Genomic DNA, 19,458 nt, shown 5'->3' on the forward strand with positions numbered 1-19,458 from the left:
TAAAGGACTACTTAGTTTTTTTAATAGGAACTATGATTTTATCAAATAAGTTTTTATTACTATTTATTTTAGTTTCACTTCCTACAACGCAATGTAAATCCTGTTTTATTACTACATCTAGAAGACCAGCTAAATCTCTTATATCGCTGGCCGTCGTTGCTAAAACCTCGTCGCGTATTTTTTGAATGTCCTTTTGAGTAGTTCCTGAGAAATACATATTATCACCTAATATGCCTTTAGCATAAGGGCCTTTCAAATAATCCATATTTCCTATAGTTCCTATTATATAATTAGTCATTTCCTTATCATCTGCATTAAATTCTTTTAAAAATTTTACTACCCCATCAAAAGTATCTAATGTCTCCTTCAAGTTTGGGTCACGATAAGAATAAAACAATACCTCATCTTTCGTAAAATTAATGGAGCCACCATAAGCACCACCTTTTACTCTAAGTTCCTTCCATAAATAATCACTATTTAAAATATTTTCAAGAACCTTCATATGTCCATTATAAGTGTACCCTGATTTTGTAAAATCTCCAGCCTTAACCACATATTGAACTTGAGATGGAATTACAAAGGCTTCGTTTTTATTTGAAAAATCAAATTTGTAGATTTGCTTAGTAAATTTCTTATCCTTAATTGTTTCTTTAAATTTATTAAAATTACAAATGAATTTTTCATAATTCTTCTCGTCTCCTGTGTAACTTACAACTAATCCTTTCTTATTAAATACAATATTACTAACATCACTTAAATTTGTTGTCATTTCATCAAACCGTGATTCATAGTTATCATCTAAATCACAAATAAAATCATAATATGGAATACTATTCAAATCTTTATATTTACCACTATTAGATAAATAAGACAATGTACGATTTATTGCCAGAGTGTTTCCTTGATTAACAAACATCGACTCATAATTTACTCTCAATGTTTTAATTAAAGCTTTCATACGTGGTTTATCGTTAAACACACTATGATTCATTATCTCACTTAAAAGATCCAAAGCTTCTGGCAATGTACTATTAAGCGAGTTTGCGCAAATACTAATTTTTGGGACATATTCATCACTATTAGTATTACTCTTAAATGATGTTGAATTAAAGACCATGCCACCAGTATACTTCATCATTCTATTTGATATCTGCATAGGATTGTATTTTTGTGTATTAACATTTCCTAAAATACTAGCGAGTAATTTTAAATATAACACCTTATTTTGAGGCACATTTGAGCTATCAAAATATAAATTATAATAAGTTATGCCATTAGTAAACATTGGATGGCTTAATACTTTTGTACCTTGCTCTATTTTTTCTATCATTGGAATTTCTTCTTCTTTTAGTTTTATATCTTTGCGGGTCAGCGTTGGTAGTTTTGATAAATTTTCTTTTGAATCCGCTGTCCCCTGCCACTTTTTTAATTCCTCTGTATCTTTTTTAATTGATGTCAATTGGTTTTGTGATAGTGATTTTTTGTAGACAGCTAACTTCTTCTTTAGTGCTTCTTCTTTGATCTCATTTAATCCATTTGATGGCTTTAACACAACCAATGAATTATGTTCATTATCTAATAAATATTTTTGTACTAGTTTTTCAAAATACTTATCTGATAATTGGGTTTTTATTCTTTTTAGAGAAGGTGTAATTTCCAAATACTCTGTTGGATTAATATCATAATTCCAGGAATTTAAAGCAGTTAACATGTAATTCATTCCTCTATTTGCATCTGAATTTTGAGTGCGCAAACTTAATTCTAAAGCACTTAATACCGAATTTACAGTTTCTTTATCAAACCCCTCTTTCACAACTTGCTTTAATGCATCATCCACTAAATTTTCAAATTGATGCTTTTGTGATTCGTTTGCATTAGTGGCAATTATGCTGAAAGTTGGTTGCAGTGTTGATGGATTAAAACTTGCATAAACATTTGTTCCAATGCCGTTATCGTGCAGTGTTTTCCTAAGAGAGGATGATTTAGTATTTAAAAGTATTTCTTGCAGTATTTGAAATCCTAAGATATCCTGTGCACTCGGGGTTTTGTCAATCACATAGTTAGCTGATAAATAAGTCATATTTGATGTACTTGCAGTCTTCGCCACTGGATATAATGCTGTTTTTTCAACTTTTTTTTCATATTTATTTTCTAATTTAATTTTACTATCTACATTTACCATTTTTGCTTTACTAAGATACTTATCATTCATAAATTTTAATGAATTATAAATATCCAATTTTCCGTATAAATATATAGAGCTGTTTGATGGAACATAATATTTTTTATAAGTCTTTATAAATTTTTCATAAGTTAAATCAGGTATATTATCCGGATTACCACCTGATTCAAATTTATATGAATTATGATTAAAAAGCGATTGATTAATAGTATTTGATAATAATACCTGTGGTGAAGAATAACTACCTTTCATCTCATTATATACAATTCCATTATAATTTAAATCACCAGTCTTGCTATTAACCTCATAATGCCATCCTTCTTGTTTAAGTATTTTAGGATCCTTAGTTATATTAGGAGAAAACACTGCATCTAGATATACACTCATTAAATTATTAAAATCTTTTTCATTCTTACTAGCTACTGGATACATTGTAAAATCCGTACCTGTAAAAGCATTTAAAAATGTGCTTAGTGATTGTTTAGTCATAATTAAAAATGGATCTTTAACGGGATAATCCTTTGAACCACATAAAACCGAATGTTCAATAATGTGATTAACACCAGTATTATCATTAACTGGTGTTCTAAAGCTTATGGAGAATACCTTATTTTCATCTTCATTTTGTAAATAAATTAATTTAGCTCCACTTTTATTATGCTTAAATATCATAGATGTAGACTGTATATCTGAAAGCCATTTTTTTGATTCAAGAGTAAACCCTGATATATTATCACCGACTTCGATTTCTCTCTTCTCACTAATAATAGGCTTAGTATTACCAATCTTTAACTGTGGCCCCAGTGCATCTTGTACAATTTGTGCTCCTAATGCGGTTTGTGCTCCTGGCATGACTTGTGCAAATCGAGCGCCATGTATCCCTAGAACATTACTAAATATATTGATAAATAATGCTGTTGCAAGCAATATAGATACTTTTTTCGTAAATTTTTTTATTCTCAATTTGTTCCCCCTCAAATATAAAATTTTAATAAAACGATTCTAATGTTATAAATAGTATGTTTTATTTGTATTTTTATATTCGAGACAATAATTAGTATATATACTATATTATTGATATTGATAGGTTTTTTTGATTTGTTTTTATAGATATTTTTTCGAATAATTTTATAGAACAAAAAAATCTAGCAGCTCTTAACATCTGCTAGATTTTCTTATATTTTTACTCACTCAAAACTTATTAAGTAAATTATGCATTTAACATATTAAGCATATCCTGCTTTTCTCTTGTAAATCTATTGTATACACTTTGCTTTACAGCTTGTGAACTATCTCTAAAATAAACATCAACCTTTTGGCGCTCGTTATATAAATCATTTATAATATTCTTATCACTATTTTTCAAATTAAGTTTTGAGAACACTGATAAAGTACCTGTAACACCATGTTGAACCACTGTAGACAGTAGACTTTCTTTTAAAGCATCACTTTTCTTGCTTATATCAAAACCATACTTTTGCTTTAATTCTGATGCTGCTACATCGTAATAATTTCCTTTTATACTGTTTTGCTGCAATTTTAAAAATTTATCTTTATTACATAATGCAATACTTGTCCATGTTTCATCAAAGTTCTTCCCAAATTCGTTACCATCTTTGGCTTTTGCTTCTGTTAACCTCGAATAAATCTCTTTATCTTTTATTTTTAGTGAACTTATAAATGAATCTAAAGAACCAGTCTTCGATGAAAATTGCCATGCTCCATAAGATTTCCCACCATAATCACCTAATGTATTGCTTATTGCTGCTGGATTAAGATTAGATTCATATTTAGCCGATGTAAGCCCCAATCCATTAGAATTATTATCATTTGGTAATGATTTGGAGGCATCTCTCATTTTAGCATTAAAATCACTCAGTGAATTTAATGAATCATCAACGTTGTAAGAATTTTGATTTGATATAGCACTAGACATTAGTTGTGTCATCATCGAAGTTCCCGAACTATCCATCATTTGAATAAGCATTGTTTGAAACATAATTTTCTGATTCTCTATTTCCTTATTAATACTACTTGTGCTTGTATCCGAACTTATAATATTGGTTTTCGTTTGTGCTTTATATTGGTTCAACATCCTATTAAAAATAATATCCGAAGATAATGCCATGACTATCACCCATTTTAAATAAATTTTTTCTATATGTTTATTATCGTATACTTTAAATTAAACTTTATTCTTACAATTAAATATTTTAGAATAATAATATAAATTCTTTAATCTAACTCCATTCTTTTAAAATATTTTCCACCTTAATATCGAACAAAATTCTAGAGCATGTCCCGCTTAATTTTAATTTTAAAAAATACTCATATTCTTCAAATTGTAACCCCATTTTTTCTTTGATTCTATTATTTAGAATATCATGAGTATAATCCAACTCTTCATAAGGAATATTATCTATAAGAAAAATCTCCAATTCTTCTCCCGCAACACCTTTGCTTTTAAAATTATTAGCCATCTTATTAATCATGAACCACTTTTTTATGTTTTCGTATTCATTAATCATTTTTTCTAATGACATATTATATATAGCTTCTTCTAAAAATGGCACCTCGTTAAGACAATTTACATTCATTACATTTTCTTCTACATCTCCAACAAAATAAAACATATTATTTTCCCTCCACAACTTTTATATATACTTTTATATTATTCATTATAATTTTATTTTCCGTAAACATTATAACAAATGTCCATTTTATTTTCTATTAATTATTAAAGCCATTAAATAAACAATTTCACTTTTATAACATCATTTCTCATTTTTGTTCCATTGTTATTTCCATTTTAAAGTGCTACTATTAATTTATGTATACATATGAATAAGAACTTAACATTAATAAAATCTATAGATACTTATTCATAAAATAAAACATGATAGGATATGAAATAATGAGTATGAAAAATATTACAACACTAGCAGATACACAATATTTAAAACTCTACGATGCAGAATATATTAACAAAAATGGAGAATGCAAAAATTGGTCAATAGCTTCTAGAAAAAACATAGATACATTAAAAAATATCTATTTTAATAAAGCAAAGTGCGCTATAGACGCCGTAATAATAATAGCAACTCACACCGTTGAAAATAAATTAGTAATTATAAAACAATTTAGAGTCCCTCTTAATGATTATGTTTATGAAATTCCCGCTGGGCTTATTGATCCTGGTGAGGATTTTAAAACTACTGTTGCTCGAGAACTAAAGGAAGAAACTGGACTTGATTTGATCCAAATTGATTATTCTAAAACAAAATCACAGGCTTACATTTCAACTGGTATGACAGATGAATCCGCTGCACTCGTGTATTGTACTTGCCAAGGTAAAGTATCAAAAGATTATCTAGAACCTGATGAAGATATTGAAGTTGTGCTTTTATCCAAGGCAGAAGCTAAAATTTTAATTGATTCTGATAAGAAAATAGACATTAAGGCTTTTCTTTCAATACAAAACTTTATCGCTTAGTTGGATCTAAAGTACAATTTATTCTTTCCTCGTGAAGTGTTTATAAAGCTTTATATTTATAATAAAACAAATCCACCAGAACATTATTTATTCTGATGGATTTGTTTTTTATTTATATTCTACATGTAATAACTTGTGAACCTTATCTTTTAACAAACCTTTATACAATGTATCCATCAGAGGATTTTCCTCTGATCGCCTTATAACATTCATTCTGTCAGCTTCATATAATAAAGCACCACGTTTTAATTTTCCCTTTGATTTTACAAATGGTTGTCCTGCACCACCGATACATCCGCCGGGACACGCCATAACTTCAACAAAATCATATTGTGCCTCGCCTGCCTGTATTTTTTTCACAAGTTCATCAGCATTTTTAAGTCCACTTACAACAGCTACATTTATTAAACGCCCACCAACTGTAATACTTGTTTCTTTAACTCCATCCATCCCCCTTACTCTAGCGAAAGTAATAGCACGTAATGCAGAAGGTGATTTATCCTCTATTACGCGACGTATAACAGCCTCAGTTACCCCACCTGTTACTCCAAATATAACGCCAGCTCCACTACTAACACCAAATGGCATATCAACTGCTTCTGGCAATACCTCAGAAAAAACAATACCTGACTCTTTTATCATTTTAATAAGCTCTTGCGTAGTTATTACATAATCTACATTATTAACCCCATTCTCTATAAATTCATCTCTTTGTGATTCAAATTTTTTTGCTGTGCAAGGCATTATTGCCACATGTACAATTTTCTTATTAGATTCCTTATACTGCTCTTTAATTACAGATGCAAACATCTGCATAGGTGAACGACATGTAGAAACATTTTTAATTAAGCTAGGATAATTATTTTCAACATAATTTACCCAAGCAGGACAACACGATGTAAATAATGGTAATTTTTCATTCCTTTCAAGTCTTGAAAGGAATTCTTTTGTCTCCTCAAGTACTGTAAGATCAGCTCCGGTCGATGTATCAAAAACTTCATCAACACCCATTTTCCTAAGACTACTTACAATTTTGCCCATAACATTTGCATCATTTTTTATACCTAACTCCTCACTAATTCCTACACGTACTGCAGGTGCAATCTGAACCACGACTAATGTTTCTATATCACTAATATCTTTCCAAAGCCTCTGCGTATCATTTTTCACGATAATTGCGCCAGTCGGACACACTGCTGCGCACTGTCCGCACCCAACGCAATTGGTCTCGGCAAGTGGTACATCAAAAGCCGTCCCTACAGTCATTTTCGAACCTCTATTAACAAAATCAATAGCTCCAACATTTTGCACTTCCTCACACATACGTACACAATCACCACATAAAATACACTTACTTTTATCACGCACTATGCATACTGAAGAGTCATCTATTTCGCTCTTCACGGAAGTGTTACTGAATCTTACTTTTGTTATCCCAAACTGTTTAGCAAGTTCTTGCAATTTGCACTGACCACTTTTCTCACATGTAGTACAATCTCTACAATGCGCCGCTAATAATAATTCAAGTATCATTTTTTTATATTTACGAAGTTTAGGTGTATTTGTATAAATCTCCATATTAGCCTTTGGAGGAGTAGAGCAGGCAGCTTCCATTCCTCCCCATTTGTTTTCTACCATGCACATACGACAGGCACCATACACTGAGAGTTCCGAATAATAACATAAGGTGGGCAAATCAATGCCTGCTTTCCTAACTAACTCAAGAATATTCTTTTCTCCATTTATCTCTACAGGAATATCATCTATAAGCATAAATTGACCAGTCATCATCTTAATCCTCCTTTATAGCTTTAAATGTGCAAGCTTCAATACAGGCGCCACACTTAATGCACTTATCTTTGTCAATTGTATAGGTTGACTTTACTTTTCCTGAAATTGCATTAACTGGGCAAATCCTTGAGCATTTTGAACAACCCCTGCAAAGTTCTTTATCAATAAATATAGTCTTAAGCCCAACACAAGTTTTTGATGGACATTTCTTTTGATTTATGTGTGTTTCATACTCAGATCTGAAATTTTTAATAGTACTAACAACTGGTAATGCAGCTGTTTTTCCAAGGCCACATAATGCAGTTTGTGATATGGTGTCTGCGAGTTCGAGTAACATGTCAACATCTGATGGTTTACCCTTGCCTGAAGTAATTCCCTGAAGAATTTCAAGCATTCTTTTAGTACCCTCACGACAAGGAATACATTTTCCACAAGATTCATTTTGAGTGAATGTCATAAAAAATTTTGCAACCTCAACCATGCATGTATCCTCATCCATAACCACAAGTCCACCTGAGCCTATCATTGCTCCCACTTTTTTTAATGAATCAAAATCAAGTCTTAAATCAAGATCTGATGTTATAAGACATCCTCCTGATGGACCACCTATCTGGACAGCCTTAAATTTCTTGCCACCTTTAATTCCTCCACCTATTCCAAATATTATTTCTCTTAATGTTGATCCCATCGGAACCTCAATAAGCCCCGTGTTTTCTATATTTCCAGTTAAAGCAAAAGCCTTTGTACCAGGACTATTTTCAGGTCCTATAGATTTATACCATTTTGCACCTTTATTAATAATTAAAGGAACATTAGCAAATGTTTCTACATTATTAAGTACTGTTGGTTTAGCAAAAAGTCCTTGCTCAACTGTCCTTGGAGGTTTTACTCTTGGCATGCCTCTTTTCCCTTCAATTGAAGCTGTAAGAGCACTCCCCTCTCCACAAACAAAAGCACCGGCCCCTTTGTTTATTTTTATGTTAAAGCTAAAGCTTGTACCAAGAATATTATCACCTAAAATACCATAACTTCTTGCCTGAATAATAGCATTTTTAAGTCTATTTACAGCAAGAGGATACTCAGCCCGCACATAAATATACCCTTCATGAGACCCACACGCGATAGCCGCAATCATCATTCCTTCAAGTACTCTATGTGGATCTCCCTCCATAAGACTTCTATCCATAAACGCGCCTGGATCGCCTTCATCACCATTACATACAATATATTTTATATCGGTTTTCTGTTTTTTTACCTGTGACCACTTACGGCCTGTAGGGAATCCACCGCCTCCACGTCCTCTTAAATTAGATTCCTCTATTTCTTTAATGATACTTTCTTCATCCATATTAAATAAAGCTTTCTCAAGTGCTGTATATCCTCCTATAGCAATATATTCTTCTATAGACGTTGCATCAATATGTCCACAATGTTCAAGCGCTAACCTTGTTTGACTCTTATAAAAAGGAATTTCCTCTTGCTTTTTATATATTTTTCCGTTTTTAGTATATGCAAGCCTCTCAACACATTCATTATTTAAAATAGTTTTTTCAAGTATTTCGGCGCAATCCTCCACTTTTACTTTTATATATAAATATCCCCATGGCTCAATCCTTACAAGCGGTCCCATTTCACAAAATCCATGACATCCACTCTTTTTAATTCCAACAGACTCATCATGTGGTTCCTTTTGGAGACCTAATTCACAATCTATCCCTTTATCCTCCATAAGCTTTACAAATTCATCATAAATTTCAAGTGCACCACCTGCTATGCAACCAGTACCTGCACATATAAGAATTTTTTTATGTTGCCTATTAAAACTATCAGTATATTCATTTCTAACATTAATTAAATCATTTCTACTAAGAAGCATATTATTCTTCCTCCTTAAGTGTGTTTAAAAGTTCCATCGCTTTTTGTGGAGTCATAGCACCATGTACTTTATCATTAATAGTTATAGCAGGTGCAAGCCCACAAGCCCCAAGGCAAGAAACCGTTTCCACGGTAAACATCAAATCATCCGTTGTAGTCTTCGTCTCTGACAATCCTAACTCTGCTCGCATTTTGTCTAAAATAGGAATAGACTTTCTTACATGACACGCTGTGCCATCACATATTTTTATAACATACGTGCCTTTAGGTTCTAAAGAGAAGTTATCATAAAAAGTTGCCACACCATATATTTTGGCCATACTCATTCCAAGCTTTTCTGAGAAATATGCAAATATCTCTTTAGGTAAATACCTATATATTTCCTGGGCGTCTTGTAATATTGCAATAATATTGCTAGATTTATTTTCATGATTTTGGAGTATCTTATCTAAGTTACTAAAATCAATTTGAGTATTCATTATTCTTCCTCCTCCTAAGGTACTTTGTTAATTTATTATCTTAACTGTATTCTATAATAACTTTAACAATATTACAACAATCATAATTATTATTTTTTGTATTTTTTATCCTATAAGAGTATATATTGATAAATTTGCTAATTGAAAGATTTTCTGTTTTCTTTTAGACATCAAAAAAGGTATTCATGGAGAATACCTCTTAATCCTTAATAATAATTAACTATTTGTTATTTACCAATAAAAGCAGCCATTCCATTATCTCCGCTGTAAGGAGGCGCGCCTTTAACTGTTACATAACAAATTATTAACATATACTCTGCTCCTCTAGGAATTAATTGATTAAAAGTTAATATAAATGTTTTTGCTGAGCCATTCATTGAATTTATTTTAACCATACTACTCGTAAGTGAATTTCCAGCATTCACATTGTCATTTCTACCAAGAGTAGCTATACCTTGTGGACTAGAATTCATTATGTCCTTGATCCAGTAATTAGTTGGTTTCATTCCGAGTTCAACATCTACATCTCTATCGTAGGTAATTTGAATTTGGGTAGATGAAATCTGTTCCAATTTTACTAGCTTCGGAATAGGAAACTGCATATTCATTCCCATCATTTGACCCATACCATCCATATTCATCATAGGATACATATTCATCATATAATACATATTTTGCATACACATCATATTATACATACTCTGCATATACATCATCTGCAACATTCCAGACATCCCATTCGTCTGTGAAAATTGGCACATATTACTCATTTGTGGCATGCCCTGCATATGATCTTCTAAATATTTTTTCAATAAATACACCTCATTTATAATTTTATCTACATCAATATTATATGAATTAAACTGATACTTGTGATAAATCTAATATACTTACAAGCTGGCACAAAGGACGAAACATAGATAGAAAACAAGCATTCTTAAAATAATATTCTGCATCTAATAACATGGTAAGTATTTCGAAAGATCACAGTATAAATCAGTAATAAAACAGTAGATTAGTTTCTATGAAATTGAATATATATAAATTTTTATTTAACTATACTTAGTAACAATATAAAATTGCTCATCCGGCTGTACCCCACCAAAAATCACATCTTTGATGTTATTGATATTTCTTGCTTTTAATTGTGACATTACCCACTTCTCATCTTTTTGAATTAAAGATAAGTGTGAGGATATTATGTTTCCATCTAGAATAATATCTACCATCATTATAATCAAAACAGCTTCCAGATAATATTTGAGGTGATGGCTATACCCCTGGAACCCCATCCATTGAATTTGGTATGTCTAACCCATGCCAATGTATACTTGTTGGTTCATCTAGCTTATTATATACTCTTAGGTTTACATAATCTCCCGGATATACTTGTATTGTAGCTCCAGGTATATTACCGTTGTATCCTAATCCATTTATATATAAGCCTGGTAATATCTCTTGTTTTACATTTTCTGCTATCAATTCAAAATACTTAATACCATTTTTTATTTTATAATATAGATTTGAAACATCAGGTGTAATAACCAAATGTATTCTCCTTAAATAAATTAATTGAATATTATTATATTCAATTATAACGTTATTGACACATCTTATAGCCTGAAGAAAATCTATAAATAATTTTAAAACGCCTGCACATCCTTTATTATTAGGATAATTAAATATAAATATATTTTTTATTTTACAATTAAAACAGGACATTTGGAATGGAGAACATAGGCAATGCTCTTGGAATAAACTTCATTACTTTTGCTATTTTACATACTCCAAAAATCACTTGGATAACACCTGTTAACATTGTTGCTACTAACAAATAATCTAGTCCATATTCTTTTACCAGTGGAACCATTAACAATGCCATGGAAACTGTCGCTGCTGAAATCATTCCAGGACGACCAAGAAAACCTGACGATAATGTAAAACGAGCTATTGTAATGTATCAAAGTAAAAAATATACTCTGGTTAAAATAAAAGATGAAACCGGAATTAGCAAGTCAACCTTATATAGATATTTAGAAAATTAATATAGTTTATAATGTAAACTAAGACATACATTATAAACTATATTATTATTTGGATCTATTTAAAAATAATCAGTAGTTAACTACTGATTATTTTTTATTCTCATAATATTTTTCATAACACATAACATATATAATTATTACTAATCTCAACAATAATAATGTTATAAGATAATTTTCAATTATGAATTTTTATAGATTTAAAAACTAAAACACCTGCAATTGCTGATATCATTGAGGCAGATATTACACTTATTTTAGCCATAGATAATAGTTCTCCTCCCGGAAAAGATAATGAAGATACAAATAATGACATTGTAAATCCGATACCACCAAGTAAACTTGCACCATATATATGTTTTAGAGTTACCTTCGACGGAAGCTTAGCAATTTTAAAATGTATTAGTAAATACGATGCCCCAAATATTCCTATTTGTTTCCCCAAAAATAGCCCAAAAATAATTCCAAGTCCAACTGGTTCTACTAAAATTTTTGAGAAACTGTCAAAACTAAAAACTACACCTGCGTTTGCTAATGCAAATATAGGCATAATAACAAAACTAGACCAAGGTGTTATCATATGCTCAAGCTTATATAACATAGAACTTTTAAATTCTGATTTATCTTTCTTAACGGGTATAGTCATAGCAAGTAGTACACCAGCAATAGTAGAATGTATGCCTGATTTTAAAAGACTTGCCCATAGTATAAAACCTAAAAACATAAAGAGCGATACATACTTAACCTTAAATTTATTCATTAATATAAGTATTATTACAACTATTAAGGACAGCAAAAGTGCAGTAAGTGAAATTTGGTTAGTGTAGAAAATAGCAATTACAATAATAGCGCCTAAATCATCAACTATGGCGAGTGCTGTAAGAAAAGTAATTATTCCCTTAGGTGCTCGCTTGCTTCCTACTAAAGAAAGCACTCCAAGTGCAAAAGCAATGTCTGTTGCCATAGGAATTCCCCAACCTAAACTAGTTGGCTGATTATAATTAAATATTGAATAGATTATAGCTGGTATTATCATTCCACCAATAGCTGCTCCCACAGGCAATATAGTTTTGTTAATAGACTTAAGTTCTCCTACAACTAGTTCCCTTTTTATCTCCATACCAACTACAAAGAAAAATATAGCCATTAATCCATCATTAATCCAATGTAGAATGGACATTGATAATGAAAAATTTTTGTATCCGATTGATATGTAACTATGGAGAAACTTATCATAGCTAGATGCAATTCCAGAATTAGCCACTATTAATGCAATTACAGCACAGATCATCAGAATTATACCACTGGCAGATTCATTTTTAAAAAAGCTTATAATTGAACAAGTAATCTTATTGTTTTTTTTAAAATTCATATTAGCATTCCTCTCCGTTTATATTTCTTATTTTAGGTCAAAATACAATTTAATATTCCCACGTAATTTTTTCAACTGCCTATTAGTTTAATATTTTTATATTGTATAAAATAAAATTATTATCATGTCCTACATATTGTAGCTTATTGCCTATTGTGTTACAAAAATCAAAAAACAAAAGCGGGAACCTCAAATAAGAGTCTCCCACCCTAGAAACAAATTTCTTGGAATCAAACTTTATATTAGTTTGTCCAACCGATAACAAATATATATTGTAGTATATCACATGTTTATTTATTATACTTTTTAAATAAACCATCCAATGCTTCTCTTAAAAGAAATGCTTCGGTTTTATCATTTGCCTTAGAAAGTTCCGATAACCTGTCAAGTTGTGTCTTAGTAAAATAACTTGATTTTAGTACCATACTTTCTGCCTCTGATAGACAAATTCTATTTCTGCCCTCTTTTTTAGCTCTGAAAAGGCCGCTATCAGCAACTCTAAGAAGATCTATAACATTTTTCGAATCGCGTGGATAACTAGCAACTCCAAAGCTTAGAGTAATATTAATATTTTCTGTTTTAGTTAAACTTTTTAAATCGAAGGTATTATCCGATAAATATCTTCTTATTTCTTCTAAGTCCATAAAACTTCTCTCTGCACCTTTTTTTACAAGTAACAAAGTAAATTCGTCACCACTTCTGTTTATTAAATCTGTATCAGATAAATTATTACTAAATATAGAAATAACTTTATTAATTACTTCATCACCTATATCATTTCCATGAATTTTATTAATATTATTTAGATTATCAATATCACATGTAACTACACTAAAAGGTCCTTCATTATTTTTAATTAAATCTTTAACTCTTGATGTTATTTCCTCTATAGAAATTAGTGTTTTATCCATCATAACTTCTCCTTAAAATTTTATTTTAATATCTCACAACTTGATGTCATTATTGTCAAAGCATCATTCATTTTAGCGACTCTATCCTCATTGGTGAGTACAATCAAATAATCGCCGGGAAAAATAACGGTAGATCCTTTTGGAATTATCTCATGTTCTCCTCGCTTAACTGTTACTAATAAGCAATGAGATGGCCATATGACATCTTTAATTCGTTTTCCATCTAAATCTGATCCCATACAAACAACAAACTCTAGTATAGCCTTGTTTCTCTTATTACCAAATGATATCTTTTCTCCTTGATTATGTAGAAATTTTTCAAGTAACGATTCATAAATAGGTTTTGATGCCAAAATATCAGCCACAATGTATGCAACAATAGATACAACAGATAAAGAAAGTAATTGACTAAAAGAACCTGTCATTTCAGTAAGTAGAATAATTCCAGTTATAGGCGCTCTAACTACAGCTGTGAAATATCCTGCCATTGCAAGTATTATAAAATTATTAATATATATGCTATTAAAATGTGCAAAATGTACGAGTGTTATCCCATAAACATTTCCTATTAAAGCTCCAATAGCAAGGAGTGGAAGAAATATTCCTCCTGGTGCGCCAGATCCAAAACTTAGCATAGTAAATAAGAATTTTATAAAAACTAGAATCACTAAAATTGTTAAAGATGGGTTTCCTGTAAATAGCGAGGTTATTAATTCGTGACCTCCCCCTAATGCTTGTGGTAATAGAATTCCAATTATAACTGAAATTAATAATGGTACTACCATTCTCATTTCTTTTGGGAGCCATGTTTGGGCTACATATATATCCTGAGTTTTCAAAAGAATTTTATTAAATAAAACCCCTAAAACCCCAACAATAACACCTAATATAATCAAATAAAAATAAAATTTAAGTGGCAATATAGATAGATTTTTAATTATGAAAATTGGTTTTAAGCCCAAAAAGCTACTTGCTACAAAATCAGCTGATAATGCCGCAGATAATGCAGACAGTAAAATTAAAGGTGAAAAGTTTTTATGAACCTCTTCTAATGCAAACAATGCTCCAGCGAGTGGCGCATTAAATGCAGCTGACAGTCCTGCACTAGCTCCACTTGTCATAAGGTATTTCTCTTCAATCTTTATTCTTTTAAAGACCTTACTAAACCCTTGACCAACGGCTGCACCTAATTGAACCGATGGGCCTTCCCTTCCTAAGGAAAGCCCAGATCCTATTGAAAGAACCCCTCCAAAAAATTTACCAATTATAACTCTCCACCACGTCATATCAAGTTTTCTAAGTAAAACTCCTTCCACTTGAGGGATTCCACTTCCAGTAATCATGGGTTCATGTTTAACCATTAGTCCTACAATATATCCTATAAGTATTAAAGCACAAATCCATGGTAAAATAAGTACTGGGTTTATAGATATAGTTTTGTAAACATAAGTTACAAAAATTCCTGCTTTTTCGAGTGTATAACGATACAGTACAATTAATAAACCGGTAATAATACCTACCCCTATTCCTTCAAACACAAGCTTTAATCTAAGACTACGCCAGTTGAACAATGAATTATAGGTATTGTGTTTGTTTTTTGATTCCATTTTTCTGCCCCCATTGCTAGATAAAAACAATTATTATTTATATCTTCAAATTCTATAAAGTATGTGATTAAATTATGCTGTTATATATATAATAACATATAACGTCATATATATGTTATTGTATATATATGTGTTGTTATATATATATATGCTATGGCAATTGTAGTACTAATCTGATTTGTAATTAATTAGGAATATATAGCTACTAGCCATTCATGTAGAAACTTATGTCGAAATCACTGTTTCTTAATGAGTAATTTTATTACGTTCTATTCACTCTTTTCTAATCACTATTTTAATAAAAAAAATAAGACAGAACAAATATAAAAAGAGAGGTGAAGTACATTCAATGTTTGCTAAGTATAATGTTACTAAAATTTTAAATGCAATTGAGAAAGACTCCTTTCAAAACAAATCTGATTGTTATTTAATTATTTATTACTTTAAGTGCTTTTTAAGAGAAAAATACAAAAGGAAATTTACAATTGATGCATATATTAAAGATGTGGAACAATATATTAATTGGTATTTTTTAAAAAGTATGTCCACGTTTTCCATTTTAAGTAAAGATAGCTTTAATCAATATGAATTTTATTTGCAATACATAAAAATGTATAAAAAAAACACCATAACATATAAAAAGGTAGCTTTACGTAAGTTTTACAAATTTTTAATTGAATTTAATCAACAAAATATTGATGAAGAATCTGATAATCATACTAAAACAAATAGAACCCAATACAACTATTTAACAAAATCATATATAAAGCTGTAATTCATTTTTATTATACGTATTAATATGATGAAATAATCCTTTTATCATTATTAAAAGCATGCCCAAATATTTATTCATTTCTATGAACGAATATCATTTAAAAAGATATCAATAACCTTATTATTGTTATTTTAACTTGTTATATCATATTTCTTGAATTTTCATTTGCTTTTCTTCAAATTTATTTCTATCTTTTTTAATCACTGATCTTTTTTGCGTAATTATTTAACTTCAATTACAATGTTTTGAATTTTATCTTATTATAATGCAATATATTTTTTATGTAATGCATTATAAAAATTAGGAGGCCCTTTCGTTGTTATTACATAGCAGGAACAAGTCTAATTTATTTGGTAAAAATTTTTAAATATAGCAAGCTAATTATAAATATTCTCCGAGTTGAAATACTCGCTTCCACTTTATATGGTTTTATTAAAACATCATAAATTGCTTGGACACTTAGGAATATTGACATTAAGGTTTTAAAAGACTACGAAGAACAGCTTAAAATTGGAATAGGAAAAAATTTCTTAAAAGAAAAATCCAGTAGAATAATTTAATTATTCTACTGGATTTTGTTTATATACTATTTGCTTTGTGTTTTGGCTACCCCTTTAACATCAATGTTATCAATACTTTTGGGTATTATCGAACCTTTTTCACTTGCCATATTTGCAAGTACCATACTCATTATACCTTCCATTGCGTTAGGTGTTTTTCCATCAGCTCCACCCATTATTATAGTTTGTGGCACTAGTGGAGACTTACTTATCTTTAACGCCTCTGCAAATGCTATCATAACACTTTGCCTAACTTGTAAATCGGGGCCACCATATGCCTCAACTAAAGCCTTAGCTGCAGCTCCCTTTGCAATTCCTACCTTTGTTTCCTGCTCAGCAGTAGCATCTGCAACTGCTTTAATATTTAATGCTGTTGCCTTTCCAACTGTTTCAAGTTTAAATGATTCTGCTTTTGCTTGAAGTTCTACCTGCTTCGCATTAGCCTCAGCTGTAAGTTCTATAGTCTTCGCCCCTGCTGCTGCTTGTGCTTCCCTTGTATATCTCTCAGCATCCGCTTCTTGAGTTCTCTTGTATTTGTCGGCTTCTGCAAGTTTCTGAGTTTTAAATGCTAACTGTTCTGCCAGTCTTAATTCAGATTTTCCCTTATTATCAGCAACTTCTATATCGATACTTGATTGTGTAAGAGCTGACTGCGCCATTGCTTTTGCCTCTGCCTCATTTAGTTCTCTTTGCTTTTCAGCAGATTTTTGTTTAGCTTCATTCGTCTTAATTTCTTCCATAGCTACTTGTCTATCTCTTAACTGTGTAAGAATTTTTTCAATCCTTGTATCACTAGCAGAAGCAGCTGGTGTTCCAATTAATACTTCTTGTAGTTCTAGATCATATAGTTTAAATTTACCCGTCATTTCATCCGCTGCTTGTTGTTGAATCTGGCTTCTATCTTGAACAAGTTCTATAAGAGTTTTAGTTTGCCCAATGTTTTTAAAATACCCGGCTACCATTGGATCAAGAGATTGCTCTATAAGCATTTTAATATCTCCAAACCTTTGTATAACTGATGATGCTTTTCTATAATCAATGTTAAATACTACGGTTAATGGTAAATTAGGCTCGAAAGCATCCTTTGTTATCAAACTGATTTCTTTTAAATTATCATCTAACTTATGCACACCAGTTTGGCCACTAATCCACTTAAGTATTACATTGGTAGTAGGAACTGGAACCACTTTACCAGCATAAGTATTAAATGCATACTTTCCTGGCATCATAGAATCTCTCCAAATACCCTTTTTACCTTGTTCTACAAGTTCTCCATGAGAATACCCTTTTCCAGAAACATCTTCACCTTTATCACCAAAGTAGCTTACCACTACCCCTACATATCCAATATCTATTATGCTTTTAGGTACTATATCAACAGTTGCAAACATCCTATTAATGAAATAAACTCCATCAGTAAGTACTTGCATTTGTTTACCTTTTCTACCATCTGCAGCTAAAAATTTCTCTGGTTCTTGAAAATTGTTGTGATAGAACTCATTATTTATACCCTCACCAACAATAGGTGCTATAATTGCTCCATTGTCAGGTGTTGGACCTTCATTAATAGTTACAATACCTATAGTATCACGGTTAGTTGACCTTTTAGCTGTGTTTTTATTAAAAGTATTTTCTATTTCACTACCATCATCCTGCTGAGTATATGACTCAGAAACTTTTGAACTTGATATAATTACAGGATTAAACCCACTATCCTTAGCTAAGTCACTTCTCATTGTCTCTATTTGAGCTGTTTCAGCTTTTGAAGTAAATATTGAATGTACTTTATCCTTCGTAATTATAATAAATTGTGCTAAGTTAAATGCATAGGTACCCTCACGAAGAATTTGCCTTTGTGGTCCTTTTTGTCCACCATTATTTAAAAATCCTACAACGTCTTGGAATGACTTGCTTTGTGGTATAACCTTACCTAAAGTTTGGCCCTCTCCTAGACTTTCTCCAGACCTTGAAAATACATAAGCTATTTGTCCTTGTGGTATAGTTACAAGCCTCACCTTTTTAACCTTATACTTGAAAGGTGTTTTGAAATGAATACCAGCCCTTAGCACTTCTGGTTGGTAACCTGCTTCTCCTTTAAGTGCTATAAGTCCATCAGCTGGCACTGAACCACCTGAACTCCACCATTTCTCAACAATACCTACTTCATCTGATCCTATGCTTGTAGCCCCTATTCCATAAATAATTAAAATTAGCACTACTATTACTATACCTACTATAACTAATAATGTGTACGGAATCATAATTTTCCCCCTTTACTATTTATATTTTATTCTATAACTGATATTAACATACTATTGTACTATATGTTGGTATTTTTAAAATAGTATTCAAAAAACATTAAAATCATATT

The 19,458-nt window shown here is 30.8% G+C and carries 17 protein-coding genes and 1 other annotated feature; of the genes, 3 read left to right on the plus strand and 14 right to left on the minus strand.

Going from position 1 to position 19,458, the window contains the following annotated elements; translation table 11 throughout:
* Positions 1–7: 7 nt before the first annotated feature.
* From KPL44_RS10035 to KPL44_RS10045, 3 genes are all read right to left on the minus strand, one after another.
* Positions 8–3,145 (minus strand): insulinase family protein, encoded by a 3,138-nt coding sequence (locus KPL44_RS10035; protein ID WP_216249336.1) that lies wholly within the window; start codon positions 3,143–3,145, stop codon positions 8–10.
* 247 nt (positions 3,146–3,392) lie between these two features.
* A complete protein-coding gene (locus KPL44_RS10040) occupies positions 3,393–4,310 on the minus strand; it encodes a vgrg protein (protein WP_216249337.1) in 918 nt (305 codons plus the stop codon).
* Between the two features lie 112 nt (positions 4,311–4,422).
* Positions 4,423–4,815 (minus strand): hypothetical protein, encoded by a 393-nt coding sequence (locus tag KPL44_RS10045; RefSeq protein ID WP_216249340.1) that lies wholly within the window; start codon positions 4,813–4,815, stop codon positions 4,423–4,425.
* 281 nt (positions 4,816–5,096) lie between these two features.
* Here KPL44_RS10045 and KPL44_RS10050 point away from each other — a divergent pair, with 281 nt between their 5' ends.
* Complete coding sequence (locus tag KPL44_RS10050; RefSeq protein WP_216249342.1) at positions 5,097–5,675, plus strand: NUDIX hydrolase; 579 nt, start codon at positions 5,097–5,099, stop codon at positions 5,673–5,675.
* 108 nt (positions 5,676–5,783) lie between these two features.
* On the opposite strand, the gene KPL44_RS10055 is transcribed toward KPL44_RS10050, so the two are convergent.
* The 7 genes from KPL44_RS10055 to KPL44_RS10085 all read right to left on the minus strand — a co-directional run bounded on the left by KPL44_RS10055 (position 5,784) and on the right by KPL44_RS10085 (position 11,702).
* Positions 5,784–7,463: a [FeFe] hydrogenase, group A gene (locus KPL44_RS10055; protein WP_407935002.1), complete on the minus strand. Its 1,680-nt coding sequence runs from the start codon at positions 7,461–7,463 to the stop codon at positions 5,784–5,786.
* 4 nt (positions 7,464–7,467) lie between these two features.
* Entirely contained in the window at positions 7,468–9,342 is a 1,875-nt protein-coding gene (nuoF, locus tag KPL44_RS10060) for an NADH-quinone oxidoreductase subunit NuoF (RefSeq protein WP_216249348.1), read from the minus strand.
* Between the two features lies 1 nt (position 9,343).
* Positions 9,344–9,820 carry an NADH-quinone oxidoreductase subunit NuoE family protein gene (locus KPL44_RS10065; protein WP_216249351.1) on the minus strand — a complete coding sequence of 159 codons (477 nt, stop codon included), beginning with the start codon at positions 9,818–9,820 and terminating at the stop codon, positions 9,344–9,346.
* A 227-nt stretch (positions 9,821–10,047) separates the two neighbouring features.
* On the minus strand, positions 10,048–10,632 hold the full coding sequence (locus KPL44_RS10070) for a hypothetical protein (protein WP_216249353.1): 585 nt from the start codon (positions 10,630–10,632) through the stop codon (positions 10,048–10,050).
* Positions 10,633–10,872: 240 nt separating this feature from the next.
* Positions 10,873–11,052: a YetF domain-containing protein gene (locus KPL44_RS10075; RefSeq protein ID WP_331702042.1), complete on the minus strand. Its 180-nt coding sequence runs from the start codon at positions 11,050–11,052 to the stop codon at positions 10,873–10,875.
* A gap of 40 nt (positions 11,053–11,092) precedes the next feature.
* Positions 11,093–11,368 (minus strand): multicopper oxidase domain-containing protein, encoded by a 276-nt coding sequence (locus KPL44_RS10080; protein WP_216249356.1) that lies wholly within the window; start codon positions 11,366–11,368, stop codon positions 11,093–11,095.
* Positions 11,369–11,528: 160 nt separating this feature from the next.
* Positions 11,529–11,702 carry a SulP family inorganic anion transporter gene (locus KPL44_RS10085; RefSeq protein ID WP_216249358.1) on the minus strand — a complete coding sequence of 58 codons (174 nt, stop codon included), beginning with the start codon at positions 11,700–11,702 and terminating at the stop codon, positions 11,529–11,531.
* Between KPL44_RS10085 and KPL44_RS26195 the strand changes: the two genes are divergently transcribed.
* On the plus strand, positions 11,701–11,865 hold the full coding sequence (locus tag KPL44_RS26195) for a helix-turn-helix domain-containing protein (protein WP_216249360.1): 165 nt from the start codon (positions 11,701–11,703) through the stop codon (positions 11,863–11,865). The two genes, KPL44_RS10085 and KPL44_RS26195, sit on opposite strands and share 2 nt — an antisense overlap.
* Before the next feature lie 175 nt (positions 11,866–12,040).
* On the opposite strand, the gene nhaA is transcribed toward KPL44_RS26195, so the two are convergent.
* From nhaA to clcA, 3 genes are all read right to left on the minus strand, one after another.
* Positions 12,041–13,234 carry a Na+/H+ antiporter NhaA gene (gene nhaA / locus KPL44_RS10095; RefSeq protein WP_216249362.1) on the minus strand — a complete coding sequence of 398 codons (1,194 nt, stop codon included), beginning with the start codon at positions 13,232–13,234 and terminating at the stop codon, positions 12,041–12,043.
* Positions 13,235–13,432: 198 nt separating this feature from the next.
* Positions 13,433–13,491: a sequence feature (sodium ion sensor (DUF1646 type); this cis-regulatory element may regulate processes involved in with the transportation of sodium ions), on the minus strand.
* Positions 13,492–13,524: 33 nt separating this feature from the next.
* Positions 13,525–14,145, minus strand: coding sequence for a GGDEF domain-containing protein (locus KPL44_RS10100; protein ID WP_216249364.1), 621 nt, complete (start codon positions 14,143–14,145; stop codon positions 13,525–13,527).
* A gap of 20 nt (positions 14,146–14,165) precedes the next feature.
* A complete protein-coding gene (gene clcA / locus KPL44_RS10105) occupies positions 14,166–15,752 on the minus strand; it encodes a H(+)/Cl(-) exchange transporter ClcA (protein WP_216249367.1) in 1,587 nt (528 codons plus the stop codon).
* 349 nt (positions 15,753–16,101) lie between these two features.
* Between clcA and KPL44_RS10110 the strand changes: the two genes are divergently transcribed.
* Positions 16,102–16,527: a hypothetical protein gene (locus KPL44_RS10110; RefSeq protein WP_216249368.1), complete on the plus strand. Its 426-nt coding sequence runs from the start codon at positions 16,102–16,104 to the stop codon at positions 16,525–16,527.
* 586 nt (positions 16,528–17,113) lie between these two features.
* Here KPL44_RS10110 and KPL44_RS10115 read toward each other — a convergent pair.
* A complete protein-coding gene (locus KPL44_RS10115) occupies positions 17,114–19,348 on the minus strand; it encodes an SPFH domain-containing protein (RefSeq protein WP_216249370.1) in 2,235 nt (744 codons plus the stop codon).
* Between the last annotated feature and the right edge of the window lie 110 nt (positions 19,349–19,458).

This window comes from Clostridium sp. DSM 17811 (genome assembly GCF_018861905.1).
In the GTDB taxonomy this organism is placed as follows: Bacteria; Bacillota; Clostridia; order Clostridiales; family Clostridiaceae; genus Clostridium_AD; species Clostridium_AD frigoriphilum.

Excerpts from the sequence above, each read along its gene's own strand:
- KPL44_RS10040 (WP_216249337.1), bottom strand. The coding sequence starts at position 4,310 with ATGGCATTATCTTCGGATATTATTTTTAATAGGATGTTGAACCAATAT.
- KPL44_RS10045 (WP_216249340.1), bottom strand. The coding sequence starts at position 4,815 with ATGTTTTATTTTGTTGGAGATGTAGAAGAAAATGTAATGAATGTAAAT.
- KPL44_RS10050 (WP_216249342.1), top strand. The coding sequence starts at position 5,097 with ATGAGTATGAAAAATATTACAACACTAGCAGATACACAATATTTAAAA.
- KPL44_RS10055 (WP_407935002.1), bottom strand. The coding sequence starts at position 7,463 with ATGACTGGTCAATTTATGCTTATAGATGATATTCCTGTAGAGATAAAT.
- nuoF (WP_216249348.1), bottom strand. The coding sequence starts at position 9,342 with ATGCTTCTTAGTAGAAATGATTTAATTAATGTTAGAAATGAATATACT.
- KPL44_RS10065 (WP_216249351.1), bottom strand. The coding sequence starts at position 9,820 with ATGAATACTCAAATTGATTTTAGTAACTTAGATAAGATACTCCAAAAT.
- KPL44_RS10075 (WP_331702042.1), bottom strand. The coding sequence starts at position 11,052 with ATGATGGTAGATATTATTCTAGATGGAAACATAATATCCTCACACTTA.
- KPL44_RS26195 (WP_216249360.1), top strand. The coding sequence starts at position 11,701 with ATGGAAACTGTCGCTGCTGAAATCATTCCAGGACGACCAAGAAAACCT.
- KPL44_RS10085 (WP_216249358.1), bottom strand. The coding sequence starts at position 11,702 with ATGGCATTGTTAATGGTTCCACTGGTAAAAGAATATGGACTAGATTAT.
- nhaA (WP_216249362.1), bottom strand. The coding sequence starts at position 13,234 with ATGAATTTTAAAAAAAACAATAAGATTACTTGTTCAATTATAAGCTTT.
- KPL44_RS10100 (WP_216249364.1), bottom strand. The coding sequence starts at position 14,145 with ATGGATAAAACACTAATTTCTATAGAGGAAATAACATCAAGAGTTAAA.
- clcA (WP_216249367.1), bottom strand. The coding sequence starts at position 15,752 with ATGGAATCAAAAAACAAACACAATACCTATAATTCATTGTTCAACTGG.
- KPL44_RS10110 (WP_216249368.1), top strand. The coding sequence starts at position 16,102 with ATGTTTGCTAAGTATAATGTTACTAAAATTTTAAATGCAATTGAGAAA.
- KPL44_RS10115 (WP_216249370.1), bottom strand. The coding sequence starts at position 19,348 with ATGATTCCGTACACATTATTAGTTATAGTAGGTATAGTAATAGTAGTG.